Raw genomic sequence first — 24059 nt, forward strand, 5'->3', positions numbered from 1 at the left:
CTCGCCGGAAGCGTGAAGGCGAGGTTGCTGGGCGCGGTCGGCGCCTGGGTGTCGCCGCTCGTCGGCCCGTAAACCTCGAATTCGGAGATCTGCCCGGCCGGCCACACCGTGTTCGCGGTGATGTTGATCCGCACGTAACGGGTCGTGGTCTGGTTGAAATTGATCGTCACGGTCGGCGCGAAGTTGTAGCCGGCCGACGCGACGATCGTCGTGAACGACGACCCGGTGGTGCTGCCCTGAACCGAAAGCGTCTGGGTCCTGGCACCCCAGCCCGACGGGATCTTCAGCACGACCCGGTTGATGGCCACCGCGGCCCCGAGGTCGACCTGCAGCCACTGCGGGAAGGCGTTGTTGGCGCTCTCCCAGTAGCTGGCCTGGTTGCCGTCATTGGCGTTGCTCGCGACATAGACGTCGGCGTGGCTGCTCTCCGACATTGTCTTGCCCTGAGCCAGGTTCCCCGACGAGCTGGCCACACCGTAGATCTCGAATTCGGAGATCTGCGCCGCGGTCCACCCGGTGTTGGCGGTGATTTCCACCCGTACATAACGGGTGGTCGTCGCCGGGAAGTTGATCGTCGCGGTCGGGTTGAACGTGTAGCCGGTCGACCCGACGATCGTGGAGAAGCCCGTTCCGTCGAGACTGCCTTGCACCGCAAGGGTTTGCACCCGGCTCCCCCAGCCCGCCGGCAACTTGAGGATCACCTGGTCGATCGGGGTTGGGCTGCCGAGATCGACGCGCGCCCACTGCGGGAAGGCGTTGTTCACACTCTCCCAATAGCTGCCCTGGTTGCCATCGTTGAGATTGCCGGCGACGAACCCGCCGTTGGTGCTGCTGACGGCAACCGCTTTGCCGGCTGCGAGATTGGGGCCGCCCGCCGCCGAGGCCGTGACAACCGGCCCCGCGGAGATGAGCAGGCCGGTGGCGGCAAGAGCCGCAACCAGCCGCTGGATTACCTGCCTGGTTCTCATTGCGTTCCTATCTGTGGTCTGGAACGAAGGAGGATCCGGCCAGCGGGCCGAGCGGCCGCCCGCGCAGGCCAATCCCGTGCCTAATTCCTGCAGAAGTTGCGGCTCGATGCACGAAATCAAACGTTCTTATGCAAGAATTTTGCACTGTTGTTCGCCAAAGGTTACCGACGTGCTACCCGCACGTCAACGGTCGATGTCGATTGATAACTCAGTCGATGCCTGCTCTTCCGGGCTCTCGCTCCCGCCGGCGGCATGGCGTTGCACGCAAACTTGGCGACTTATGGTTGCTATAGCAGCCATAAGTCGCCAAGAATAACTTTTTGCGCCGGACCGTCGTGGTTGCTCGCCGCATCTCCCGGCGGCAACGCGAGCTGCGTGCTTGGTTGCGCCCGCCGCCTGCGGCGGCGACCCGCACGCCGCGCCCGCGGCGAGATCCTCGCGGGGCGCGGCGGGGGCGTCAGGCGGCTGGGGCCGGCTTGCGGAAGAAGGCGCGAAGCGCCAGATAGGCGACCAAACCGAAGGGGGACAACAGGATCGTCAGGATGAACAGGGGTGCCACGAGGAGCGGGTGGATGCGGCGCTCTCGGCTGTCCAGGTAGATCCAGCGGCCTATGAACAGGTCGAAGGCGATCAGGTGGGCCCAGACCAGGGCTGTGCCGCGGGGGGTGGACAGGATGGATTGGACTCCGGCCAGGTCGGGTTGGAGCATCTCGGCGGCGAACGTGCCGAAGATGGGCGCGACCACGACGAAGTAGATGGCGAGCGGAGCGAGCACGATCAGCGGGGAGCCGATGATGCGCTTGGTCCAGGCCCAGCCCGGTACCAAGATGATGAGCAACCAGAACGGAAGAGCCATCAGAAACGCGAGGTCGAACAGGCGCTCGGTCATGCGGCCACCGCCGTCTCAACGCGGGCCGGGCGGGTGAAGGACAGCACGAGACCGATCATCGCGGCCGCCGCGATGGCGAGCAAGGCCGACAGCGTGAGCGTGTCGGGCTTGAGCAACGGCTGGCCGCGCAGGGCCTGCCAGATCACCAGCAGGGTGATGGCGGCGTGGGCGCCGGCGAAGATGAGCACGACGCGGGTGCGCAGCAGCTCATCACGCAGGCGGGCGAAGCGGCGGGCGGCCAGCACGAGCAGGAAAGCCAGCAGCGGAAGTGCTTGCAGCGCATGCATTCCCACAAAGTGACCGACGCGCAGGTCGCCACCTTCGGTGCTCCAGCCCAGAATCGGCAGCCCGGCTCCCCCGTCGGGCACGCCGACGCTGTGGGCGCCGACGAGCGTGGGCGGGGCGCTGTCCATTTTGGCCAGCTGGTCGGAGGTGGGGTTGGTCATCAGGAATCCGGTGGCCAGGCCGCCCAGCGCGATCACCACCCCGGAGCGGATGGCCAGCGCGGTCGGCCGGTCGCCGATGCGCTGGATCATCAGGAGCACTCCTATCCAGAGGGTGGCCAGCCAGACCACGACGATGGTGACACCCATCGTGGAGAAGAGGGCGGCATCAAGCGCGGTGGCCACGTTGAAGTGGCTTTGCCGGCCGCGCACGACCTGGCCCACGATGATGGCCATCTCTATGAAGGCGGCCACCGCGATGACCGTGCCCAGCCGGGTGGCGGCTTTTCTGCCGCGGGTCAGCAGCGAGATGAGCCACGCCATGGTGACCGTATAGATGGTCAGCGAGATGCTGAACTTCAATGGTTTCAACCAGATCGGCGCACCGACCAGGGTGCGGTCGTCGACGATCAGGCCGACGCCGCTCACCACGGCAAGAACGAGCATGCCAGCGGCGGTGATCATTAGAACGCGGTGGGATCTCATCACGACCAGCCAATCTTGGATAGCGGCACTTTCTACTATCGGTAAGTTACACTATCCACTTCCCGAATGGAAGCCTTACATTCACCTCGTTGAGTCGACATGGGAGCGTCGTTAGCCTGGAACATGCCTCGAATCCGAGCACTGACAACGACTTTGCTGATCGCGGTGACGCTGCTCACCGCGCCTCTCGCCACCGAGGCCGCAGCGGCGCGCGCCTCGCTGGGCCTCCCCCGGGAGGTGAACGGCCACCGCACCAACGTGGGTTTGCTGATCCTCGGGCACAGCACCAGTGACCAGGGTGACTATCCGCAGAAGCTGGCGCAGGCACTCAACGCCAACGCCGCCGACGGCCGGAACTATCAGGTGTTCGAGCTGATCACCGGCGGCGATGGCGGTTTCCTTTGGAGCCAAGCGAAGTTCACGCCCACGGATCTTCAGTTCAACCGGGTGGCGGGCTCTAATGTGCAGCAGTGGTGCACCGACGCCCAGGGCAACCGCTGGTCGGCCCGGCGGGTCAGGGTGGACCGGGCGCTGAGCGGCTCGGCCGACCCGACCGGCGGCGCGTGCGCCAACACCGCCCCGGCCAACATCTCCTGCACCTATTACGACTCCACCGGCGCGCATTCCACCAGCGGATTCCGTACCTGCTGGCAGCGCATGGACGTGACGCTGGCCCTGATCCAGGACACCACCAACCGCAGCTGGCCCATTGACGACTTCTCCGGCGACGGCCAGGTCACCGCCGCCGACCTGTGGCCCGCTTCGCGCATCAACGACGCGGCGGAGCCGTGCACCAACGGCCGCAGCGGGGTCGTCAACGGATCCATCGACTGGACCTGCGACGGCGCAGTCAACGGGGCCGATGCCGCGCACGTGGTCTACGCCGGGTGGCTGGAGCGCTTCTCCCTCGCGCTGCTCAACAACTACGGCGCCGACAGCGTCGACCATGTCTTCGTCACCCAGAAGCCGCTCGAGTTCGGGGCGAACTGCCCCAACTACCCGGTCTCCGAACAGGCCAACTGCCGCCTGCACAACACGCGAACCCCAACGGCGGCAAGGCCTTTCGACCATTTCTACAATCCTTTGGTGTACTGGGAGTGGCGCAGCGTTCAGCAGCTGACCACCCGGGTCGGCCTCGACGCGCGCATCCATCTCGGCGAGATCGACTATCGAAGGATGCATCTGCGTAGCGACGACTGTTACGACGTCGGCATCACCACGTGGTCCATCCCGGCCTCGGTCGGGCGGCCCGCATCGGTCGCGGCCGACGACACCGAGTTCCAGGGCGGGCAGGAGGTCGACGCGGAGAACGTGGGCTGCATGCGGGCCGATCACATCCACCACAACACCAATGGTGGCTGGCTGATGGCCGACGTCTGGTACGAGGGATTGACGCCCTACCTGGCTTGACGGACATCGATGTATGGGAGTACAACGAGCCCATGCGGAAGTTGGCCGCGGCCCTGACAACGTTGTCCACCGTCGCGCTCATGCTCGTGGGGCTGCCGTCCACCTCGTGGGCGGCACCCTACGTGCCACAGGCCTCGAACCGAGCGGTGCTCAATTTCAACACCAACTGGCTGTTCGCCGGCGAGGTTGCCGCGGGCAACGGCCAGGCCGTCGGCCTGAACGAGTCCACCTTCGTTCCGGTCTCGCTGCCCTACTTCCGTACCCACCCGCACAAGGCGTTCCCCAAGGGCGCGTTCGAGGTCCCGGTCTCCTGGTACCGCCGCCACTTCACCCTGCCCGCCGCGTACAGCGGCCGCCGGATCGCCGTCGAGTTCCAGGGCGTGGCCAAGGTCGCCGATGTCTACGTCAACGGCACCTTCGTCGGCCAGCACCGGGGCGCCTACACCTCGTTCACCTTTGACATCACGCCCTTCGTGAGCTTCGGGGGCGGCGACAACGTGATCGCGGTCAAGGTCGACTCGATGACGCGCAACGACATCCCGCCCGAGGGCGGCTCGATCGACTACTTCGTCTGGGGCGGAATCGTCCGCGACGTGAACATGATCGTCGCCGATCCGGTCCGGGTGGACTGGGCCTTCATCACCACACCCTCGGTCAGTGCCACCAGCGCGACGGTCAACGCCCGCACCCGGGTGCGCAACGACAGCACCGTCGCCAAGTCCGTCACCGTGGTGACCAATGTGGTGGACGCGACCAATAACGTTGTTGCCACCGGTACCGCGACCCAGAGCATCGCCGCCAACTCCGCCTTCGAGTTCGCCTACAACACCTCGGCCGTGGCCAACCCGAACCGCTGGCACCCGGACACGCCTTACCTCTACAACGTTTACACGCAGGTGCGCGACGGCTCGACCTTCGTCGACGAGCACCGCACTCGGCTGGGCATCCGCTCGATCCAGTTCAACGCCACCGACGGCCGTTTCTACCTCAACGGCTCGCCGTTCAAGCTGCGCGGCCTGGACCGCCACGAGTCCTTCCCCTACATCGGCCGGGCCGCGCCAAATCGCTTGCAGGCCAAGGATGCCGACATCCTCAAATTCGAGCTGGGCATCAATATCGTGCGCACCTCGCACTATCCCCAGGACCCCGAGTTCCTCGACCGTGCCGACGAGATCGGGCTGATGGTGCTGGAGGAGATCCCGGGCTGGCAGTTCATCGGCAACACCGCCTGGCAGGACCTCGCCGTGGAGAACGTGCGCGAGATGGTGACCCGGGACCGCAACCACCCCGCGATCGTGCTGTGGGGCGTGCGGATCAACGAGTCCGGTGACAACAGCGCCTTCTACACGCGCACCAACAACCTGGCCCGCCAGCTCGACCCGAGCCGGCCGACCGGCGGCATCCGCAACTTCCGCACCAGCCAGTTCCTCGAAGACGTCTACACCTACAACGATTTTTCCGGTGGCGCACAGGACCCGGCGGTGTTGCCGTGGCTCATCACCGAAGCCGTCGGCCATACCGACCCGGACCGCAGCTGGGACCCGGAACGGGTGCTGCTGCAGACCATGCGCACCCACCTCAACGTGCAGAACCAGGCCAACGCGAAGGCCAACATCGCCGGGGCGCTGGACTGGGTCTCCTTCGACTACAACACCACCTTCGACTCACCGTCGTGTTTGGACTTCACCTGCTACCACGGGGTCTCCGACATCTTCCGGATCCCGAAGTTCGCCGCTTCCGTGTTCTCCTCCCAACGCGACCCGGCCCTTTACGGCGCCTACGTGTCCATCAACAGCCACTGGACGGCCGGCTCCTCGCCGACCATCTACGTCGCGGGCAACTGCCAGCAGGTCGAGCTGTTCGCCAACGGCACGTCGCGGGGGCGGATCAGCCCCAACGCGTACACGTCACTGCCGCACCCGTTCTTCCAGTTCAACAACGTGACCCCGGTCGCCGGGAGCCTGCGCGCGGACTGCTATATCGGCGGAACCATCGTCGCGACCGATACCCAGTTCACCCCGGGCGCGGCCACCCGGCTCACCCTCACCGCCGACGACTCCTCGATCCAGGCCGACGGCGCTGACATGACCCGCGTGGTGGTACGGGCTCTGGACGCCAACAACCAGGTCGTGCCCACCAGCAACGCGCCGGTCAGCTTCACGGTCAGCGGCCCCGGCGCCGTGGTCGGCGAGAACCCGCTCACGCTCGAGGCGGGAGTCGGCGCGGTCTATGTGAAGAGCGCCCTCGGCCAGACCGGCACGATCGGTCTCTCCGCCAGCGCACCCGGCCTGACCTCGGCCCCCGCGGTCAACGTCGCCGTCGCCGCGTTCACCGCCGCCATCGTGCCTACCAGCGGCTCCTACTCGTTCGGCTTCCCGATCGACGTCAACGACCGGGTCACCGGTACCGGCAACCATCAGTTCGCCTACGCCGGAACAGGCTGGTCCAACGGGTCGGACAGCATCGTGTTCAACAAGGACAACACCTGGAGCTCCACCGCCAACGACGCCGCCGCGCTCACCTTCACCGGCAACAGAGTCGTGCTCTATGGCGTGCAGGACCCGACCCACGGCTCCGCCGCCATCTCCATCGACGGCGGTGCCGAACAGACGGTCAGCTTCGCCAACGCCACCAGGCGCGGCAACGTCGCCCTGTGGACCAGCGCCACCCTCGCCCAGGGCAGCCACACGCTGCGGGTCAGGGTCACCGGCAACGGCCCGGTCGCGCTTGACCGCGCCACCGTTGTCTCCGCCGCCCCGGCCACGATCGCCGCGCCGGCCGCCGCGCCCGGCTCCCTGATCCCGCAGAGCCAGTGGTCGCTGCGTTTCGTGGACAGCCAGGAACTCGAAGGCGAGGGCCAAAGTCTCAGCGGCCCGGCCATCAGCGCCTTCGACTCCAGCTCGCAGACGTTCTGGCATTCGCGCTGGCAGGAGGCCACCGATCCGCTGCCGCACGAGATCCAGATCGACCTCGGCGCGAGCTACGGCGTCTCCTCTTTCCGTTATCTGCCAAGGCAGGACAACGCCAACGGCCGCATCGGCCAATATGAGTTCTACGTCAGCGCCGACGGCACGACCTGGGGACCGGCCGTCGCCACCGGCACCTTCCCGAACTCCACCGCCGAGCAGACCGTCAACTTCACCGCCAAGACCGGCCGCTACGTGCGCCTGCGCGCGCTGACCTCGGTCACCGGCGCCGCCTTCACTGCCGTGGCCAACCTCCAGGTCGGCACCGCCACCGGCGGTCCCGTGATCACCACGCTCGACGATCGATCACCGCAGTTCGCCTATACCGGCGCCTGGCAGTCGTGCACCAACTGCGGGGCCGACCTCTTCGCGGGCACCAACACCTGGAACAACGTCGCCAACGACTTTGTCACGCTTACTTTTACCGGTACCCAGATAAGGCTTTATGGGGTTCGTGACCCCAGGCACGGCATCGGGGCGGTGTCCATCGACGGCGGCGCGGAAACCTCGGTCAGCTTCAACGCCACCACCCGGGCCGGCAACGTGCTGCTGTGGACAAGCCCCACCCTCTCCCCCGGCACCCACACCTTCCGCCTGCGCGTCGTCGGCCCAGATTTCGTCGTCCCCGACCGCGTCGATATCGTCAGCTGACGTCCCTATGGCAAGATGCGCGGCGTGACGGGTTCCGGTTGGCTCGAGGTCGGTGCGGCGATAGCGGCCGCCCCCTACCCGGTGCAAACCATCCCACCCGACCCGCGGCGCGCCGAAATGTGCCTGGCCACGTTGGGTGTCACCACGCGTTCATGGCTAGGCGCAGTCATCGCCAACACAGGCGGCCTGCTCGTTGACTACCGCTGGCTGCGGGTGCTCGGCAGCGGCGGAGACGGCCTGCCCGACGTGCTGGTCGAGGCCGGACGGCACGGCCTGGTCGTCGGCTACGACGTGCTGGGTGGCCAGTTCGCCTGGCTGCCCGCCGAGCCCGGCAAGCAGCCCACCATCCACTACTTCGGCCCCGACGACCTCAACTGGCTCGACCTGGAGCAGGGCTACGCCGACTGGCTCTACGCGGTGCTTTCGGGCTCGCTGACCGGCTTCTACAACTATCTACGCTGGCCAGGCTGGGAGTCGGAAGTCCTCCGCCTCCGCCTCGACCAGGGCATCCACACCTCCCCACCGCCATCGAGCCGCGAAGGCCGCGACCTTTCCGCGGTCTCCCGCACCCCGATCCCGATGGCCGAGCTGGTGTCGCTGCACCACGAGATGGCAAGGCAGAAGTCCCCGCGCCAGTAATTCTGGACCTTTCGTCGCAGCCGGTTTCCGTGACGTTCGCAACGGCGATGACGCGACGTCGGCTACGGCGTGGCTCAACGGGTGAAGATCGCTGGAAGCCGAGAGGGAAGCGCAGGTGGGGTGTGTGCCGCTGGCGAAAGCACTGTCCCGGGGGGCGGCGGCGCGGTCGAGCTGAGCTGGCGGCCAGGGCTTGAAGGGTGGCCAAGGCTCGGCGGTGGGTGCGGCCGGAGGGGCTAGACGCCGATTTCGCGCATGGCTGCTGTGTAGCGGTCGCGGGCTCTGCGGGCTTCTCCGTGACGGCCGGCTTGGGCGTAGGAGTCTATGAGGTGGCGGTGGCTTTGTTCGTCGTAGGCGTCCATGGCGAGGATGCGGAGCAGGTAGTGGATTGCTTCGTCGGTCTGGCCGAGGTGGCGGGCGCAATCGGCTAGGGTGCGGCCTACGCGCAGGTAGGTGGCGCGTGCTTGCTCGCGGGGGATGGTGCTCCAGTCATCGTATGGTTCGTCTTCCAGGAAGTCTCCAGTGTAGAGGCGCTCGGCGGAGGCGAGGATGGCCCTGCCCTCGTCGAGGTGGCCGTCGCGGCACAGGCGTAGGCCGTGCTCTGCTTGGCGCATAAAGGTTTCCAGGTCGATGACGGTGCGGGTGACGTCGAGGGCGACGCTGCTGCCGTCTGCGAGCACGACGCTGTCTGTGCAGGATTGCTTTGCGCCATCGAGCATGCCGCGGACGATGGACAGGGCCACCGCCAAGCGATGAGCGCGTTTGTCGGGGCCGGAGCCGCGTTCGTCGGCCCAGAGCAGCTCGATCAGCTCCTCTCGCATGGCGGGGCGGCCGCGTCTGGAGACCAAGAGGCGCAACAGGTCACGGGCTTTGCGCGATTGCCAGGCCGAGGGCGGCATCGGCTTTCCGGCGACCAGCACTTCGAAACGGCCCAGGGTGCGGATGGTGGTGGTCGCTGCGGGCGAACCGGTGGACAGGCCTGCGGCGCTGAGCCTTTGCGCGGCAAGGGTGGCGTCGGTGTAGGTCTCGGTGAGCACCATCGGCAGACGGCCGAGGGCCACGGTGACACGGTCGGCGTCGAAGACTGCGCCGATGTCGCGCCAGATGCTGCGTGCCTCGGTCAGGTAGCGGCCGGAGCGTTCCCATTCGTCGCAGCTTTCCGCTTGCAGCTCCAGCGCTCTGGCCACTCCAATGCGATCGCGGTGTGCCCGCGCCGAGCATTGCGCCTCCTCGGCGAGCTCGGCGGCCCTCTCCCGATCCCCTTCGGCTAGGGTCGCACGGGCCATGGCGAGCAGCGCCACCGTGATGAACGGCCCCACCGCCTCGGCACGGGCACGTTTGGCCACGGCCAGCGCGGCCGCGGAGTCGCTGTCGGCCAGCACCATGGCCAGACCGGCCAGGGCTGGAACCAGTACCTGAAGATGGCCATGCTTTTCGGCTATTGGAATGACTTCCTCATAGGCCGCGCGAGCCAGCGCCGGTTGAGCTCGACGGCGATAGACCTCGCCGAGGCTTTGCAGCGGGAAGCAAATCTTGGTCGATCCAGCTTCCTGGCAGATCTGGATGGCGCGGCGGAACCGTTCCGCTGCCTCGTCCAGGCGGCCGGTGGTGGACAGGGCATCGCCCTCGTTGGTGAGCGAAACCGCCAGCAGCACCGAGTTTCCGAGCCGTTCCGCCTCGGCCACGGCGACCGTCAGGTCTTCCAGCGCCTCGTCGACGCATGCCTCGTCCATGAAGTGGCTGGCGCGGTTCATCCGCACCCGGATCACCTGCACGCTGTCCTGCGCCGCCTCGGCGAACCTGAGAGCCTTGGTGTAGTGGGTGGAGTTACCGGGACGGTCGCCGGTCATCATCGCGCGGAAGGCGAGCGCCACATGCGCGGCGGCGAGGGCGCTGCTGTCGGCGGACCGTTCGGCGGCGGCGAAGGCCCGAAGGGCAAGGGACGCACAGGCTTCCACGTCGCCCAGCGCCCATTGCGCCGACGACATCCAGGCCAGCACGAGCGCTTCGTCGGCGGTGTCCTCTTCGGACAGTTCGGCTTGGCTCAGGCAATCCAGGGCATCTCTGGGCGAGCCGCGCAACAGGTAGTGAACGAGACCGAGGCGCCAGGCCAGACCCGGATGGGTGGCCGGCACCTCGGTGGCAAGGTCCCGATAGGCGGCAAGCGAGGCGTCGATGTCACCAGCCGCGGCCAGTGAGTCTGCCTTCGCCCACGCCCCGCTCATAGCTTGAGTTCACCGTGTCGGGCCAGCGTGGGCTGCCGCCATCCCGACAGTGACACCTTTCACTCAGTCGCAGCGCACCGAGGAGGTGCCCTTGAAGAAGAAGGTTCCCCCGTCGATGAACTGTCCCCAGTACCGGAACTTGTCGCCGTCGTTGTAGCGGCTGCCGATGTAGGTGTAGCTGTTGGAGCCGACGGTGTAGCTGATCACGCCGCACTTGGGGTGGTCGCTGGCGGTCAGCGTCTCCTTGGTCAGATCGGTAAAGCCAAGTTGCTCGTTGGCCGAATTGCACCGCACGGCGGCCCCGCCGGTGTAGTGGGTGCCTCCGCCGTTGTTGGACGTGTAGGTGTAGTGCCAAATTCGATAGACGCTGCCTATCCCGCCGTATTGGCCGACGTAGCTCGCGTTGTGCCAGCCGAGGATCTTGATTTGCCCACCGGCCTCGGCGTAGATGTCGGGCACGGAGTAGTCGGCGGTGTTGCAGCCGATGGCGGGGGCGGCCGAAGCCGGAGCTGCGGCTAGCGTGGTGAGGCCGATCGAGGTGACAGCGATGGCGAGAGCGGCTGCGAGTTTGCGCCTCATCGTCGGTTCCCTTCTGGGTCGCGAGTGGATAGTAGGCACCGTATTGACGCGGGTCACAGTGGTCTCAAGGCTGGTTCAGGGCCTGCTCACACCCGCGCGGGCCAGCGCGAACGCGACAGCTGTGGCAAGATCGGCGGCCATGAGCATGCAGGAACGTCACCCGTTCGTCGCCCGGCTGCCCATCGGCCGGAGGATTCCGTTTCCCGCCGAGGGCATCCCGTTCTGGGAGATCTTTCCGTTCGAGGGGGATCTCCAGATCAAGGTGCTGGACGAGCCGGTGCTGCCGGAGCCGCCACGGTTTGGCGAGGACGGGCCGCAGTCGTGCGGTGGCTGCCAGGATCCGCTGAAGAACGCGGTCTGGTCCGACGACAGGTGGCGGGTGATCCACAGCGGCGGGCCGACCGGGCTTCCGGTGATGGTGCTGTTGTGCCCGCTGGCCCACCACGATCTGGCCGACCTGCCCGCCGATCTGTCGGCGGAGCTGGGGCCGATGCTGCAGCGGGTGGAGCGGGCCATCCTTTCCCTGGGCGGGATCGCCCGCGTACACGTCAATAAATGGGGCGATGGCGGGGCGCATCTACACTTCTGGCTGATCGCCCGGCCGGCCGGCATGGTGCAGATGCGTGGCACCTGCCTTCCGATCTGGGATGACGTGATTCCCAAGGCGCCCGAACAGGAGTGGCGGGCGTCGCTGAGCGCGGTCGCGGCGGCTCTCGCCGCCGAGGGAGGAGAGGCCCAGTTATGAGCAGAGACCAGGCGCTGTCCGTGTGCAGCCTTCTATCAGCTCATCGTGCTGACCCTGTGCGTGTGCGGCGGTGTGTTCGCTTTCCTGGCGCTGCCGTTCCTCGTCGTGCCGGAGGGATTTGAGGACATCAGCCCGGTGCGGGAACCCGCCACGCCTTGGCAGCTGGTCGCTTCGGGTGTGTCCTTTGTGGTCATCGGGGTCGCGCTTTTCGCCACCATGGTGCTGCTATTGGTGCCGCCATCGCACCGCTGGCATGTGTCCGCCGCTCGGCGAACGGGCCAGGGCGATGGCGGCACCGTCGGGCTACGGTAGGCAGCGCCAGACCGCGGCACCGAGATAGTCTCTGTTCACCGCCACGTTGCCGGCGACCGTTCGCCCGTCGTCGCTGAGGTGGTAGGCGCCGACGCCGTCGCTTGACGCAATCGCTCCGGCCGGCAGCGGCAGTTTGATCAGTTGGGTACCGGTGGTGATGGCCGGGGTCTGCCCCTGCCCGGATTCGCGAATCAGCCCGGCCACCCAGCCGTGCGCGTTGACGGCCCCGGCCCCGGCGAGGGCGGGAATCGCGGTGTCGATCCCGGTGCGCAGGTCGCGCCGGACGGTGTTGACTTCATGGGGTTGCTTGCCGGGCTGCTGGTAGTAGCCGACCGCGAATCCGCCGCGCACCAGGCGCAGCGCGCCGCCGGGTCCGTACCCGGCTGGTGGGGACGGCTTGGTGAGCTGCCCGTCGGCTTTCCACACCAGCGTCCTCTCGCCTTCGAACCCTTGACCCACAAGGTAACGCCCGACCACCGTGCCGTCCTCGTCGAGGGCGCTGGCGGTCAGCTCACCGAGGTTGCCCGGGTCGGCCAGAGGGCGGAAGGTGCCCTGACCGGCGGCCGTCCAGATTCCGGGACCTCGGTTGGGATCCACGCCGGTGCGGGGGCGGCTGTCGAGGAGGATGTCGCCACCCGAGTTGATGTCGATGACCTGGATGAAGGTCCCGGGTTTGGTGGCCGGCTCACCCAGCGGGCTCACCCTGCCGTCGCGGTAGACCCAATTGATCTGCTCCACCGTGCCGTTGCCGATCTTGTCGGTGGTCCCGGCGACGATGCCGCGGTCATTGACCTCGATGGCGACCAGGTCGCCGCCGGGCGCCGGGATGATGACGGGATTGCCGTTGTCCCACAGCACCGGGCGATGGCCGGAAGTGTCTGTCGCATAGCCCCCGACGAGGTAGCGGCCACTCGGATCGCCACCGCTTATATAACTGCTGATTGTTTTTCCGGGTACCGGTAAGAGCCTCCCGGTGCAAGAGGTCGGAAACGCCGGCGGCGCAGGCCGGGACCCGGTCGCGGGGGAAGGCGCGGTTGACGTCGCGGTCTGCAGCGCGGCGGCCGGCGGCTGGTTCGGCTGAACGAGCAGCGAGCCCCCGATCAGCGCCACCGCCGTGAGCGCGCCGGCGCCGGAAATCCCGGCCCAGCGCCGAACCCGTACCCGGCTGCGGCCCGCGGCCACCAACCGGGAAACCTCCACTTTGGACGGTGGCACCGTCTCGTCGAGCATCGGCCCCAGCAGCGCCCGGGCACCCACATCATCGGTCTTCACTGTCACTCTCCTCGATTGGCAAGGGCGGCGAGGGCATCGGTGCCCAGAAGCCGGCGTAGTCCGGCAAGTCCGTGGTAGGCCTGGCTTTTGACCGTTCCGTCGGAACAGCCAAGCAGCGCGGCCACCTCGGCCACCGGCAGGTCGTAGACGTAGCGCAGCACGAGCACGGCCCGTTGCCGCGGCGGGAGCTGGGTCAGCGCGTGACGCAACATGGTGCGGTCGTCGGGATCGGCTGCGGTGACTGGGATTTCGGGCAGCGTGTCGGTCAGCCACACCCGTCTGGCCCATCCTCGACGGCGTTCGTTGAGGAAAACCTTGACCAGCATGGCGTTCACGTATCTGTCCGGGTCGTAGGCCGTGCTGGCCCTACGCCAGTGCACGAACAGATTGGTACAGGTCTGCTGAACGATGTCGTCGGCACGGTGCGGGTCACCGGCGAGCAGGTAAGCCTGCTTGTGCCAGCGAGCCAACCGCGCCGACACGAAGTCGACGTAGTCGCGTTCCCACTCTGCGCGCACCTGCGCCCCTTTCGGTCCGGCCGGTCCATCCCGAACACGTCACCGGGTTGGTGATCGGTTGTATGGAGGTGAGGTGAAGATGGCGTGAAGGTGCTTGAGCGATCGCTCAAACGTTGCTAGCCTCACCTTAAGCACTCGCTCAAAGCTGGGGTTGCCGCACCTCGGCGCCACGTTTCGCCAGCTCAGACCCGCTCTCCTTATTCGGGGAGGAGAGCGGGTTGGCTGGCGTTACCTGGCGACGGGGTCCGAGGTGCGGCCGGCAACCGACGACCACCACCAAGCGGCAAGAAGACGCGGCATACCATCGGCGGCGGAGGTAATAGATGAGCGCGGACACCAAACAGCGGCTGCTCGACGGCGCGCTGTCAGCCATCCGGGAACACGGCATGGCCGGGGTGTCCGCACGAACGATCGCCGCCGCCGCCGGGGTGAACCAGGCGCTCATCTTCTACCACTACGGAAGTGTCGACGAGCTGCTCGCCGCGGCCTGTGACGCCGCCACGGCGGGCAGGGTCGCCGCTTACGCCGACCAGCTGGCCAAGGTCAAGTCTCTGCGCGAGCTGCTGGATGTGGGACGCTACCTGCACGCCGAGGAACGCAAGCTGGGCAACGTGATGGTGCTGGCGCAGCTGCTCGCGGGCGCGCAGCGCGATCCCAAACTGGCTGAGCCGACGGCGAAAGCCTTGCAGGCGTGGACCCACGAAATCGAGGGCACGCTGAGCCGGCTGCTGGACTCTTCGCCCTTCGCTGAGGTGGCCGACGTGCCGGGCCTGGCCCGCGCGGTCTCCGCCGCTTTCATCGGGCTTGAGCTTTACGAAGGGGTGGACAAGGCCGGCGCCGAGCAGGCGCTCGCCGCCTTGGAACAGCTGGCCGTGCTGCTGGAAGTGGTGGAAGACCTGGGACCGATCGCGCGACGCGCGCTTCGGGCCCGGGTCAGCAAGGTCACCAAGGTCAGCAAGGTCACCAGGGGCGGCCGCTCACGCGGCTAGCTGTCGCTGCGCACCTTGCGCCGCCGCTTGCGCTGGCGGTAGTTGTCGGAGATGACGGTGTTGGTCAGCGCCGCCGCCACAGCCACCCCGATCACCGCGAGCCCGACCTGGATGCCCAGCTCGGCCCAGCTCCAGCTGAGGCTCCAGCCGGCCCAATCCCAGTCCCACCGGGCCGGAGCTTTCTGTTCCACCCCGAGCATCTTGGCCACATAGGTGCCAAGCAACGCGGCCGCGACACCCACGGCCACCGTGGCGATCGCGCCGATGCTCTGCCTGCCGGGCAGGATCAAGCGGCCGAGGGTGCCGACGAGAACGCCGATGAGGATCGCACTCAGAATTCCAGTCGCCGTCATGGACCCGCGTTTACCCCTGGCGCGCCAAGGCAAAACATCAACGCGCGCGGTAAAAGTCGCGCATCAGGGCAATCTCCGCGCCGTGGTGAATGAACTCACGGCTGATGTGGACGATCAGGCCCGCCATCGGGTCCTGGGCGAAGCGCGCCCCTCTAGGCCCGAGCGGCGCGCTCAGACCGGCCTCGTCGAGCGCCGAGATGCCGGCATGCCAAGCCAGGTAATGCTTTTCGAGAAAAGCCACCGCGTCGTCGGCCGTGCCCGGCAGCTGCGCGGGCTCACGCCGGATGTCCCACATGGACACCTCGTCGGGCAGATCCGAGTCGCTGAAAAACGCGCTGGTGCGGGTGGCGAGGCACTCCACCGCGAGATGCATCATCCGCCACGCGATCGTGGTCAGCGTCGGTGGCGGTGCCCCGGGGACCCGGCCGTCCATGAGGAACAGGCCATCACTGCCGGGCCGGACACTCCAGCAGCCCTCGACCGGCTCCCAGAAATATTCCTCGTCGGTCAGCCCCGCCAGCCGTGGCCGCAGGTGGAACTCCCAATAGAACTCCAGCTGATCGACGAGCAGCCTGCCCCAGCTGATCTCCACAGCGTTTCCCCCGCTCAGCGCATAAGGCGCTCCTGACGTTCCTGGCAGCCTACGCAACAGGTGGCGTGCGGCATAGCCTTGAGCCGGGGAGCGGCGATCTGCTCGCCGCACTCCTGGCAAACCCCATAGGTTCCGGCTTCCAGCCGGGCAAGAGCCTCGGTGAGCTGGTCGGCCTGGCGCATCAGCCGGCTCGCCACAAGATCGTCCTGTTCGGACTCCGAGGCCATGGCACCGTCCTCGGCGAAGTCGGTGACGCTGGTCGCATCGGCCCGGATCAGCTGTGCCTCGGCAACGATCTGCCGATGCTCCCGTGAGATCTCGGCAAGGCGCTGCCGAAGTGCGGTTCCTATGCCGGCCACGTCAAACTTCGCCGCAACAGTCATCGTCGTTTCTCCAACCTTGGTGAGAACACGACAGTGCCCGTGCCGAGCGAAGCTAAAACCTAGACTTTGTGGGTAAGGAGAGCGCCATGCCGTTGCTGATCGAGGACTACGCGGTCATCGGGGACACCCAGACCGCGGCTCTGGTGGGCCGGGACGGGTCCATTGACTGGTTGTGCCTGCCTCGGTTCGACTCCGGCGCCGTCTTCGCTGCCCTGCTGGGCGACGAGAGCAACGGCCGGTGGCTGATCGCTCCCGCGGGTGAAGTCCGGGCCACCCGAAGGAGGTACCGGGGAGACACCATGGTGTTGGAGACCGAGTTCGACACCGACGAAGGTACGGTGCGGCTGATCGACTTCATGCCACCGCGCGGGGTGGCGGCCGACGTGGTGCGCATCGTCGAGGGGGTGCGCGGCCGGGTTCAGATGCGCATGGATCTGAGGATGCGGTTCGGCTACGGCAGCATCGTGCCATGGGTGCGCAGAGTGGACGGTGACACCGTCGCGGTGGCCGGGCCCGACGCGGCCTGGTTGCGCACACCCATTGCGGTGCATGGAGAAAACATGACCACCGTCGCCGCGTTCAGCGTCGGCGAAGGCGGCCGCGCCCCGTTCGTGCTGACCTGGCGCGAGTCGCATCTGCCCACCCCGGAGCCGGTGGATCCGGCGGCGGCGCTGGAGGACACGGTCTGCTACTGGGGCGAGTGGGTCGGCCAGTGCACCTACACCGGTCCTTGGCGTGAGGCGGTGGTGCGCTCCCTGCTAACGCTCAAGACGCTGACGTATGCGCCGACCGGCGGGATAGTGGCCGCGGTGACCACTTCGCTGCCTGAAGCGCTTGGCGGCGTTCGCAATTGGGACTACCGCTACTGCTGGCTGCGCGACGCCACCATCACTCTGCAGTCGCTTATGTACGCCGGTTTCGTCGACGAGGCGCGGGCCTGGCGCAGCTGGCTGCTGCGCGCCATCGCAGGCGATCCGGCCCAGATGCAGATCATGTATGGCGTCGCCGGGGAACGCACGCTGAATGAGCGAATCGCTGATTGGCTTCCCGGGTACGGCGGCGCCGAGCCGGTGCGGATAGGAAACGCCGCAGCGAACCAGTTTCAGCTCGACGTCTACGGCGAGGTGATGGATGCCCTGCATCAGGCGCGCAAGGCCGGGCTGGAGCCGGACACCCAGGCCTGGGCCGTGCAGCGGGTGATGATGACCTTCGTCGAGAACAACTGGCGCCGTCCCGACGAGGGCATCTGGGAGGTGCGCGGCGGCCCGCAGCAGTTCACCCATTCCAAACTCATGGCGTGGGTGGCCGCCGACCGCGCGGTCAAAGCGGTCGAACAGTTCGGCCGCGAAGGTCCGGCGCCGCGCTGGCGCGCCCTGCGCGATGAGATCTTCCGCGACATCATGAGCCACGGCTACGATTCGCGCCGCGGGAGTTTCACCCAGTTCTACGGGTCGGCCGAGCTGGACGCCTCCCTGCTGATGATGCCGTTGGTCGGGTTCCTTCCGGCGACCCACGAACGGGTTCGCGGCACGGTCGAGGCGATCGAGCGGGAGCTGATGCGCGACGGGTTCGTGCAGCGATACACCCAGACGCCCGGCGACAGCGTCGACGGGTTGCCCGCCGGTGAGGGCGCCTTCCTCGCCTGCTCGTTCTGGCTGGCGCAGAACTATGCCCTGATGGGCAGGCGCGACAAGGCGCAGGAGAAGTTCGAACACCTGCTTGCCCTGCGCAACGACGTCGGCCTGCTCGCCGAGGAGTACGACCCCATCGCCCGGCGGCAGGTGGGCAACTTTCCGCAGGCGTTCAGCCACGTGCCGCTGATCGACACCGCCCGTAACCTGGCTCCGGGCGAAGGCCCGAAGCATCCGCGAAGGCGCGAGGGCGAGATACCGGCGCAGGAGGCCTCCCCGCCCGACCCGTGCCCGCGTTACTGAGCGAGTTCGTCGGCGGCGTTGCGGCCCGCTTCGGTGGTGCGCCGGATGAAGTCGGCGATGACTTCCAGCTCGGATTCGGTGTAGCTGGAGCAGATCTTTTCCATGGAGCCGTTCATGCCGGCGTAGAGGCGCAGTATTTCCCCGCCACGGTCGCGTAATGCGCGCAGGAGCACGGCTCGCCTGTCCGACGGGTCACGGTCGCGGGCGACCCACCGGCCGCGCTCGAGGCGATCGAGGATGCCGGTGAGGGTCGCGGGGTGAAGCCCGGCCTGGCGGGCGAGCGCGCTCGGGCTCAGCGGGCCGTGCCGCACGATCAGGTCGAGACAGTCGAGGTCGACGTCCTTGAGCTCCAGCCGCGTGCCCACCCGGTGGTTGAGCAGCGACAGCTGCGTTCCCAACTCCCGCAACGAATCGCGGATGGCCGCCTTCAGGGTGCCCTTACGTTGCCCCGAGCCGCCATGTACTATGGAACTCATACGATATCGTCTCCGTATTATATGACGTTGCGCTTAATCTACCAACGACCAGGGGAGAACCCAATGAAGATCACCATCTTCGGGGCGACGGGCCGCATCGCCTGCCTCGCCGCCGAACAGGCCCTCGCCGCCGGTGACCAGGTCACCGCGGTCGTGCGCGATCCCGCGCGGCTGAACCTGCGCCGCCATCCGTCGCTGGAAGTGGTGACCGTGGCCCGGCTGACCGACCCCGCGCCGCTGGTGCCGGCCTTGCGGGGCAGCGATGCCGCGCTGTCGGGCGTCGGGCCGCGCAGCCGCAAAGACGTCACCGTCGCCTCCACCGCGACGCGAGGCATCCTTGCCGCGCTGCAGCAGTCGGGCGTGTCGCGGTTCGCCGCGGTCAGCGCAGTGCCGGTCGGGCCGGTACCCGAAGGAGAAAGCGCGGTAAATCGCTATCTACTCCTGCCCATGGTCAGCTATCTGCTTCGCGGGATCTACGCCGACCTCGCCGTCATGGAGCAGGAGATCCAGTCCAGCCCGCTGGAATGGACCATCGTGCGGCCACCGAGGCTGTTCGACCGGCCGCTGACCGGCAACTACAAGATGACGATCGGGGGCAACGTCCCGCGCGGGAAGTCGCTGTCGCGCGCCGAGGTGGCCCACGCCATGCTGGCCGTGCTGCGCGATCCCAAGACGATCCGCCAGGCGGTTGGCGTGGCCGGCTAGAAGGTCCTGTGGGCCACGAAGATGTCGCGCGGCGCCCTTTCCTCGGTGGTCTCCTCGACCACCACTTCGGCCCGGAATCCCGCTTCGGCCAGCAGCCGCAGCCAGGCCTCGCGGGCGAACAGGCCGGTGTGATGGGTCTCGTGCACCAGCCGGATCTGACCCGGCCCCTCCCGCAGCAGAAAGGCGTACTCGGTGGCCACCCAGGTGTCATCGGGGTCGGGATCCCAGGTCCACTCCAGGAAACGCACCCCGCGCCCGTCCGGGCTGTCGCTTCCGCCGTGATCGGTGCCCGGCTCGAACGTCTCCGCCGTGTCATCGGGCACGAAGACCGCCACCCCACCCGGACGGCAATGCGCGAACGCGGTCTGGATGGCCTGACGCAGGTCGCTCTCGGTGGTCATGTAGTCGACGGCGTCGTGCACGAACACGGCGTCGAACTCGCGGCCCAGCCGAATCGTGCGCATGTCGCCGACATGGTGCTCGCACTCGGGGTTGAGCTGCTGCGACTGGATGATCATCTGTGCCGACAGGTCGACCAGGGTGAGCGCGAACTTCGCCTTCAGATGCACGGCGTTGTGACCGCCACCGCTGCCCAGCTCCAGCACCTCGCGGACCGGGACCGACGCGGAGTTGAGTAGCTTCGCGGCGAACGCCGCTTCCTCCTCGTACTCCTGCGGGGGCGAAATGAGCTGCCACCACGGCGCCAGGTCGACGTAGAAGCGATGCGGCTCGGTCGGATCGGTCATAAGGTCATCATGCCGGGGCGGGCGCGAGCCCGGTGCATTTTGCCGCCTCAGCCAGCCTTTGCTGGGTGGCGGCCAGGGCCGCTCCGGTGACCGGGACGGGCTGGCCGTTCTCGCTGACCACCCCGACGACGAAGTCCTTCTTGGCCACGGTGCCGTCACGGCGCACCGTCAGGTTGAGCAGCAGCGTGTCCTTGCTGCCCGAACGCGCCCATAGGAAGTTTCCGAGTCCATAGTGGACATAAGTTTTGCCGAGGTACCCGTCGCCGTGCGGCACGTGGGAGTGGGTGCCGACCAGGATATGGGCACCCGCGTCGGCCAGCGCCTTGGCGATCATCTTCTGATCGTTGTTGGGGCAGTTGACATCCTCGGTGCCCCAGTGCAGGTAGACCACGACGATGTCCGCCATCGACTTGGCCTTCTTCACCGCGGCCACCGACAGCGCCTTGTCGAAGGCCATCGCTATCCCCGGCTTGGTGGCGGTCGCCTTCCACTGCGCGGCCAGCTCCCACACCTGCGACAGGGCCACCACGCCGACCCGGATCCCGCGGACCGTGGTCACATAGGGCTCGTAGGCCTGGGTCACGTTGAGCCCGGCGCCCACCACCGGCATGTCGGCCAGCTTGGCGAAGTCAAGGGTGTCGATCAGGCCCACCTCGCCGTAGTCGAGGGTGTGGTTGTTGGCGATGGACACCAGGTCGATCCCGGCCGCCTTGACGGCCGCGTAGGCGACCGGCGGGGCACGGAAATGGAACCGCTTCGGGCCCTCTACGCCCCGCTCGGTGATCGCCGTCTCCAGGTTCACCATCGCGAAGTCGGCCGCGCGCAGCAGATCGGCGTAGGCGCCGAACGCGGTCTGCGGGTTGTTCAGGTGCGGCAGGGTCTCGTCGATGAAATGGACGTCGCCGGCGAAGGCGAGCTTGATTTCCGAGGCGGGGCCGGGATCGGCCGACGGCGATGGGGCTGTGGTGGCCGCCGGGGGCGTCGGGGTAGCCTGCTTCGGACCGCCGCTGCTGCAGCCGGAAATGGCCACAGCAAGCGCGATCATCGCGACGAGGGGGGTTCGCACTCGTTGAGGGTAGCGCTAGGTGGCTTCCAACCGGGGTCGGTCTGCCTGTACCCAATCGGCCGACCGGCAAAACATACGGATGCGTGGGGGTATGGGCTTCTTAAACCGCAGACAGCGTCGCTGGACCTGGTTCGGGTTCCTGGCTTTGGCGGCCAACACACCGGTTGCCGCATGGGCGACGTCAGACGCGTCATGGCTGTTCAACATCGTCGTTGCCGGCCTGGTGGCGTTCGTGCTTCTCGTCGACGAGGCCGAGTCGGCACGTTATTCGAGGCGGATGCCGCCAGAGGGCGAGCTTTGATAATCTGATCATCCATATTGGACATCAGGGCAGCCAAACTCGTTGCTGTGCTTGCGGTCACCCAGACCGTTGGCTACGGCGTTCTCTTCTATGCCTTCGCGGTGCTGCTGGCGCCGATGGCGGCCGAGCTGAAGGCGAGCACGGCCACCATCACCGGCGCCTTCACGGTCTCGATTCTCACCTCGGCCGCCGCCGCCATTCCGATCGGACGCTGGCTTGATCGCCATGGCGGCCGCCTGCTGATGACCTGTGGCTCGGTCACCGCCACCGGTGCGGTGCTCGCCTGGTCGCGGGCCACCAGCGTGGCGCAGGTCTACGCCGTGTTCGTCCTCATTGGACTCGCCTCGGCCATGGTCCTCTACGAGACCGCGTTCCCGGTGATCGTCGCCGCCTCGGCCGGGGCCAAACGCGACAGCGCCATCCTCGCCGTCACCATGGTCGCCGGGCTCGCGGGCACCGCCTTCCTCCCGTTGATAGGCGTGCTTCTAGAACGTTATGGCTGGCGCACCGCGCTGGTGATCCTGGCCGCCCTGCTCGCGATCATCACCATTCCGGCGCACTTTTTCGCGGTACCGGGAAAGCGTCAGCACACCGCCCGTAAGACCTCCCAGCACGGGGCCGGGGTCGGCCAAGCCTTGCGCGACAAGGGATTCTGGCTGCTGACGATCGCGTTCGTGCTGCACGGCGCGGCCGTCTACTCGGTCGGCGTGCACCTGGTCGGCTTCCTGCGGCACGCCGGGCACACCACCACCGTCGCGGCCACCCTGGCCGGTCTGCTCGGCCTGCTCTCGGTCACCGGGCGGCTGGCCACCACCGGCTTCGCCCGGCGTCGATCGATGGGCACCGTGACCGCCTTCGTCCTGCTCATCCAGGCCACCGGCGCGGCCGCGCTGACCCGGCTGAGCCACAGCGTCGCGGGCGCGGCGGCCTGCATCATCGCGTTCGGGCTCGGCTTCGGCGTCTCCACCATCGCCCGCCCCGCGATCGTCGCCGACCGCTACGGCACCGTGCGCTATGCGACCATCGCCGCCGCGATGGCATTTCCGATCACCCTGGTCAAGGCGATAGCCCCGCTGGCCGCGGCCACCGTCTCCCCCACCGCTTTCATGGCGTCCACCGCCACGGCCTGCCTGCTGGCCGCCCTCCTTCTGTTCGCCACCTCCCGCCACCCCGCCGCCGCACCCGCCCCCGACGAGCGCGGCTCCTCGGTGATCACCGCACGGGTTGGTACCCAATAGGAAGCTTTATCGGCCCATAGACCGCTTCGGTTGGGGGCAGCCACTCGCCGGGCCCGGTCGGGTGGGGATCGCCCAGCCGGGCGGCCAGCCGGGGCAGCGCCTCCTGCAGCTCGACGCGGGCCAGGGCCGCGCCGAGGCAGTAGTGGATTCCGCCGCCGTAAGTGAGATGGGTGGACCGGCGCCGGCCGATGTCGAGGGTGTCCGCGGCTTCGAAGACCGAAGCGTCGCGGTTGGCCGAGCCGGTGACCGGCAGGATGCATGCGCCCGAAGGAAAGTCGACGCCGTGCAGAGCGAAGGCACTCTTGGCTATCCGGGGCACGCCCAGCAGCGCGGACGGGCAGTAGCGCACCACCTCCTCGGCCGCCTGGATGGCCAGATTTGGCTGGGCGGCAAGCAACTCCCACTGTTGCGGGTGAGCCATGAACGCCGACATCGCGTTGCCCAGCTGGTGTTGCACCGTCCCGTGCCCGGCCGACAGCAACGTGATCACCATCGAGCGCAGCTCCCCGTCGGTGAGCAGCTCCCCGCCTTCCTCCGCCGCGATGAGCGCGCTCAGCAGATCGTTGCGCGGCGCGCAGCGACGAAGCGAAAGCAACTCGTCGATAAAGCCGTGCAGATTGCGCAGAGCGGACTCAATCCGGTCGATGTGCTGGGCGACGTTGAATCCGAACAGCAGCCCCACATCCGCGGTCCATTCGATCACGTCGGCCTGGACGCTGCCGGGGATGCCCACGAACCGGCAGAGCACCCGCAACGCGAACGGTTCGGCGAAGGCACAGACGAAATCGGCCTGCTCGGTCTGCGCCATCTGATCTATGAGCTCGTCGGCGATTTCGGCCACGGTGGACCGGAAGTCCTCCACCCGGCGCACCGTGAACGCCTTACCCACCAAGCGGCGTACCCGGTGATGCGCCTCACCATCAGCGTTGAGCAGAAACCCGCGCATGGTCTCGACCAGCGGGCCGCGGGTGATGCCCTGCATGGCCAGAAACTCTGCGCCCGGGGTGCGCAGCTGGCGCATGGCCAGCAGAGCCTGCACGTCGGAGTACCGCAGCACCGCGGTGCCGATCGCGCAGTCGGCGTGCCAGGTTTGGTGCCGTAACGGAGCTAGGACGCCGTAAGGGTCGCTTCGGAAGTCCGCGCCGTAAAGATCGAGAAATGGCGTCATGGGATTGC

At 67.4% G+C, this 24059-nt stretch carries 24 protein-coding genes; 10 read left to right on the forward strand and 14 right to left on the reverse strand.

Features of this window, described 5'->3' with window-relative positions; translation table 11 throughout:
• The 3 genes from Rhe02_RS31960 to Rhe02_RS31970 all read right to left on the reverse strand — a co-directional run.
• Positions 1-968 (reverse strand): discoidin domain-containing protein (locus tag Rhe02_RS31960; protein ID WP_203912151.1); only part of this gene is annotated, 968 nt, incomplete at its 3' end.
• Between the two features lie 457 nt (positions 969-1425).
• On the reverse strand, positions 1426-1857 hold the full coding sequence (locus tag Rhe02_RS31965; RefSeq protein WP_203912152.1) for an ABA4-like family protein: 432 nt from the start codon (positions 1855-1857) through the stop codon (positions 1426-1428).
• Positions 1854-2765 carry a hypothetical protein gene (locus tag Rhe02_RS31970; RefSeq protein WP_239124185.1) on the reverse strand — a complete coding sequence of 304 codons (912 nt, stop codon included), beginning with the start codon at positions 2763-2765 and terminating at the stop codon, positions 1854-1856. Before Rhe02_RS31970 ends, Rhe02_RS31965 begins: the two co-directional genes overlap by 4 nt.
• 144 nt (positions 2766-2909) lie before the next feature.
• Here Rhe02_RS31970 and Rhe02_RS31975 point away from each other — a divergent pair, with 144 nt between their 5' ends.
• Genes Rhe02_RS31975 through Rhe02_RS31985 form a run of 3 tightly spaced genes read left to right on the forward strand, consistent with a single transcriptional unit; the run spans position 2910 to position 8452 of the window.
• Positions 2910-4196 (forward strand): hypothetical protein, encoded by a 1287-nt coding sequence (locus tag Rhe02_RS31975; RefSeq protein ID WP_203912154.1) that lies wholly within the window; start codon positions 2910-2912, stop codon positions 4194-4196.
• A gap of 32 nt (positions 4197-4228) precedes the next feature.
• Positions 4229-7813, forward strand: coding sequence for a glycoside hydrolase family 2 TIM barrel-domain containing protein (locus tag Rhe02_RS31980; RefSeq protein WP_203912155.1), 3585 nt, complete (start codon positions 4229-4231; stop codon positions 7811-7813).
• A 24-nt stretch (positions 7814-7837) separates the two neighbouring features.
• Positions 7838-8452, forward strand: a complete 615-nt coding sequence (locus Rhe02_RS31985; protein ID WP_239124186.1) for a DUF2625 family protein — start codon at positions 7838-7840, stop codon at positions 8450-8452.
• Positions 8453-8685: 233 nt separating this feature from the next.
• On the opposite strand, the gene Rhe02_RS31990 is transcribed toward Rhe02_RS31985, so the two are convergent.
• A complete protein-coding gene (locus Rhe02_RS31990) occupies positions 8686-10674 on the reverse strand; it encodes a BTAD domain-containing putative transcriptional regulator (RefSeq protein ID WP_203912157.1) in 1989 nt (662 codons plus the stop codon).
• 63 nt (positions 10675-10737) lie between these two features.
• Positions 10738-11253 carry a hypothetical protein gene (locus Rhe02_RS31995; protein ID WP_203912158.1) on the reverse strand — a complete coding sequence of 172 codons (516 nt, stop codon included), beginning with the start codon at positions 11251-11253 and terminating at the stop codon, positions 10738-10740.
• 139 nt (positions 11254-11392) lie between these two features.
• On the opposite strand from Rhe02_RS31995, the gene Rhe02_RS32000 reads away from it, so the two are divergent.
• Both Rhe02_RS32000 and Rhe02_RS32005 read left to right on the forward strand, forming a co-directional pair.
• Positions 11393-11998 carry an HIT family protein gene (locus tag Rhe02_RS32000; RefSeq protein ID WP_239124187.1) on the forward strand — a complete coding sequence of 202 codons (606 nt, stop codon included), beginning with the start codon at positions 11393-11395 and terminating at the stop codon, positions 11996-11998.
• A gap of 45 nt (positions 11999-12043) precedes the next feature.
• The gene (locus Rhe02_RS32005; RefSeq protein ID WP_203912159.1) at positions 12044-12310 is read left to right on the forward strand and encodes a hypothetical protein; all 267 of its coding nucleotides are present in this window, start codon (positions 12044-12046) and stop codon (positions 12308-12310) included.
• Here the strand turns inward: Rhe02_RS32005 and Rhe02_RS32010 are convergent.
• Positions 12302-13582 (reverse strand): hypothetical protein, encoded by a 1281-nt coding sequence (locus tag Rhe02_RS32010; RefSeq protein WP_203912160.1) that lies wholly within the window; start codon positions 13580-13582, stop codon positions 12302-12304. The two genes, Rhe02_RS32005 and Rhe02_RS32010, sit on opposite strands and share 9 nt — an antisense overlap.
• 2 nt (positions 13583-13584) lie before the next feature.
• Complete coding sequence (locus Rhe02_RS32015; RefSeq protein ID WP_203912161.1) at positions 13585-14100, reverse strand: SigE family RNA polymerase sigma factor; 516 nt, start codon at positions 14098-14100, stop codon at positions 13585-13587.
• 323 nt (positions 14101-14423) lie between these two features.
• Here Rhe02_RS32015 and Rhe02_RS32020 point away from each other — a divergent pair, with 323 nt between their 5' ends.
• A complete protein-coding gene (locus Rhe02_RS32020) occupies positions 14424-15089 on the forward strand; it encodes a TetR/AcrR family transcriptional regulator (protein WP_203912162.1) in 666 nt (221 codons plus the stop codon).
• Here Rhe02_RS32020 and Rhe02_RS32025 read toward each other — a convergent pair.
• The 3 genes from Rhe02_RS32025 to Rhe02_RS32035 are packed head-to-tail and all read right to left on the reverse strand — an operon-like array spanning position 15086 to position 16417.
• The gene (locus Rhe02_RS32025) at positions 15086-15442 is read right to left on the reverse strand and encodes a GlsB/YeaQ/YmgE family stress response membrane protein (RefSeq protein ID WP_203912163.1); all 357 of its coding nucleotides are present in this window, start codon (positions 15440-15442) and stop codon (positions 15086-15088) included. The two genes, Rhe02_RS32020 and Rhe02_RS32025, sit on opposite strands and share 4 nt — an antisense overlap.
• A gap of 37 nt (positions 15443-15479) precedes the next feature.
• Positions 15480-16034, reverse strand: a complete 555-nt coding sequence (locus Rhe02_RS32030) for a DinB family protein (protein ID WP_203912164.1) — start codon at positions 16032-16034, stop codon at positions 15480-15482.
• 14 nt (positions 16035-16048) lie between these two features.
• A complete protein-coding gene (locus Rhe02_RS32035) occupies positions 16049-16417 on the reverse strand; it encodes a TraR/DksA family transcriptional regulator (RefSeq protein WP_203912165.1) in 369 nt (122 codons plus the stop codon).
• An 86-nt stretch (positions 16418-16503) separates the two neighbouring features.
• Here Rhe02_RS32035 and Rhe02_RS32040 point away from each other — a divergent pair, with 86 nt between their 5' ends.
• Positions 16504-18351 carry a glycoside hydrolase family 15 protein gene (locus Rhe02_RS32040; protein ID WP_203912166.1) on the forward strand — a complete coding sequence of 616 codons (1848 nt, stop codon included), beginning with the start codon at positions 16504-16506 and terminating at the stop codon, positions 18349-18351.
• Here the strand turns inward: Rhe02_RS32040 and Rhe02_RS32045 are convergent.
• A complete protein-coding gene (locus tag Rhe02_RS32045) occupies positions 18345-18827 on the reverse strand; it encodes a MarR family transcriptional regulator (RefSeq protein ID WP_203912167.1) in 483 nt (160 codons plus the stop codon). The genes Rhe02_RS32040 and Rhe02_RS32045 overlap by 7 nt on opposite strands.
• A 63-nt stretch (positions 18828-18890) precedes the next feature.
• On the opposite strand from Rhe02_RS32045, the gene Rhe02_RS32050 reads away from it, so the two are divergent.
• On the forward strand, positions 18891-19532 hold the full coding sequence (locus Rhe02_RS32050; protein ID WP_203912168.1) for an NAD(P)-dependent oxidoreductase: 642 nt from the start codon (positions 18891-18893) through the stop codon (positions 19530-19532).
• Here the strand turns inward: Rhe02_RS32050 and Rhe02_RS32055 are convergent.
• Together Rhe02_RS32055 and Rhe02_RS32060 are read right to left on the reverse strand one after the other, a co-directional pair.
• Positions 19529-20278, reverse strand: a complete 750-nt coding sequence (locus tag Rhe02_RS32055; protein WP_203912169.1) for a class I SAM-dependent methyltransferase — start codon at positions 20276-20278, stop codon at positions 19529-19531. The genes Rhe02_RS32050 and Rhe02_RS32055 overlap by 4 nt on opposite strands.
• Positions 20279-20285: 7 nt before the next feature.
• Entirely contained in the window at positions 20286-21344 is a 1059-nt protein-coding gene (locus tag Rhe02_RS32060; protein ID WP_239124188.1) for a CapA family protein, read from the reverse strand.
• Between the two features lie 91 nt (positions 21345-21435).
• Between Rhe02_RS32060 and Rhe02_RS32065 the strand changes: the two genes are divergently transcribed.
• A complete protein-coding gene (locus tag Rhe02_RS32065) occupies positions 21436-21645 on the forward strand; it encodes a hypothetical protein (protein ID WP_239124189.1) in 210 nt (69 codons plus the stop codon).
• 47 nt (positions 21646-21692) lie between these two features.
• Entirely contained in the window at positions 21693-22883 is a 1191-nt protein-coding gene (locus tag Rhe02_RS32070; protein ID WP_239124190.1) for an MFS transporter, read from the forward strand.
• Here Rhe02_RS32070 and Rhe02_RS32075 read toward each other — a convergent pair.
• The gene (locus Rhe02_RS32075) at positions 22858-24051 is read right to left on the reverse strand and encodes a cytochrome P450 (RefSeq protein WP_203912171.1); all 1194 of its coding nucleotides are present in this window, start codon (positions 24049-24051) and stop codon (positions 22858-22860) included. The genes Rhe02_RS32070 and Rhe02_RS32075 overlap by 26 nt on opposite strands.
• Between the last annotated feature and the right edge of the window lie 8 nt (positions 24052-24059).

Source organism: Rhizocola hellebori, assembly GCF_016862955.1.
In the GTDB taxonomy this organism is placed as follows: domain Bacteria; phylum Actinomycetota; class Actinomycetes; order Mycobacteriales; family Micromonosporaceae; genus Rhizocola; species Rhizocola hellebori.

Coding starts and splice junctions, on each gene's coding strand:
- Rhe02_RS31965 (WP_203912152.1), bottom strand. CDS start 1,857: ATGACCGAGCGCCTGTTCGACCTCGCGTTTCTGATGGCTCTTCCGTTC.
- Rhe02_RS31970 (WP_239124185.1), bottom strand. CDS start 2,765: ATGATCACCGCCGCTGGCATGCTCGTTCTTGCCGTGGTGAGCGGCGTC.
- Rhe02_RS31975 (WP_203912154.1), top strand. CDS start 2,910: ATGCCTCGAATCCGAGCACTGACAACGACTTTGCTGATCGCGGTGACG.
- Rhe02_RS31980 (WP_203912155.1), top strand. CDS start 4,229: ATGCGGAAGTTGGCCGCGGCCCTGACAACGTTGTCCACCGTCGCGCTC.
- Rhe02_RS31990 (WP_203912157.1), bottom strand. CDS start 10,674: ATGAGCGGGGCGTGGGCGAAGGCAGACTCACTGGCCGCGGCTGGTGAC.
- Rhe02_RS31995 (WP_203912158.1), bottom strand. CDS start 11,253: ATGAGGCGCAAACTCGCAGCCGCTCTCGCCATCGCTGTCACCTCGATC.
- Rhe02_RS32000 (WP_239124187.1), top strand. CDS start 11,393: ATGAGCATGCAGGAACGTCACCCGTTCGTCGCCCGGCTGCCCATCGGC.
- Rhe02_RS32020 (WP_203912162.1), top strand. CDS start 14,424: ATGAGCGCGGACACCAAACAGCGGCTGCTCGACGGCGCGCTGTCAGCC.
- Rhe02_RS32025 (WP_203912163.1), bottom strand. CDS start 15,442: ATGACGGCGACTGGAATTCTGAGTGCGATCCTCATCGGCGTTCTCGTC.
- Rhe02_RS32035 (WP_203912165.1), bottom strand. CDS start 16,417: ATGACTGTTGCGGCGAAGTTTGACGTGGCCGGCATAGGAACCGCACTT.
- Rhe02_RS32040 (WP_203912166.1), top strand. CDS start 16,504: ATGCCGTTGCTGATCGAGGACTACGCGGTCATCGGGGACACCCAGACC.
- Rhe02_RS32045 (WP_203912167.1), bottom strand. CDS start 18,827: ATGAGTTCCATAGTACATGGCGGCTCGGGGCAACGTAAGGGCACCCTG.
- Rhe02_RS32050 (WP_203912168.1), top strand. CDS start 18,891: ATGAAGATCACCATCTTCGGGGCGACGGGCCGCATCGCCTGCCTCGCC.
- Rhe02_RS32055 (WP_203912169.1), bottom strand. CDS start 20,278: ATGACCGATCCGACCGAGCCGCATCGCTTCTACGTCGACCTGGCGCCG.
- Rhe02_RS32065 (WP_239124189.1), top strand. CDS start 21,436: ATGGGCTTCTTAAACCGCAGACAGCGTCGCTGGACCTGGTTCGGGTTC.
- Rhe02_RS32075 (WP_203912171.1), bottom strand. CDS start 24,051: ATGACGCCATTTCTCGATCTTTACGGCGCGGACTTCCGAAGCGACCCT.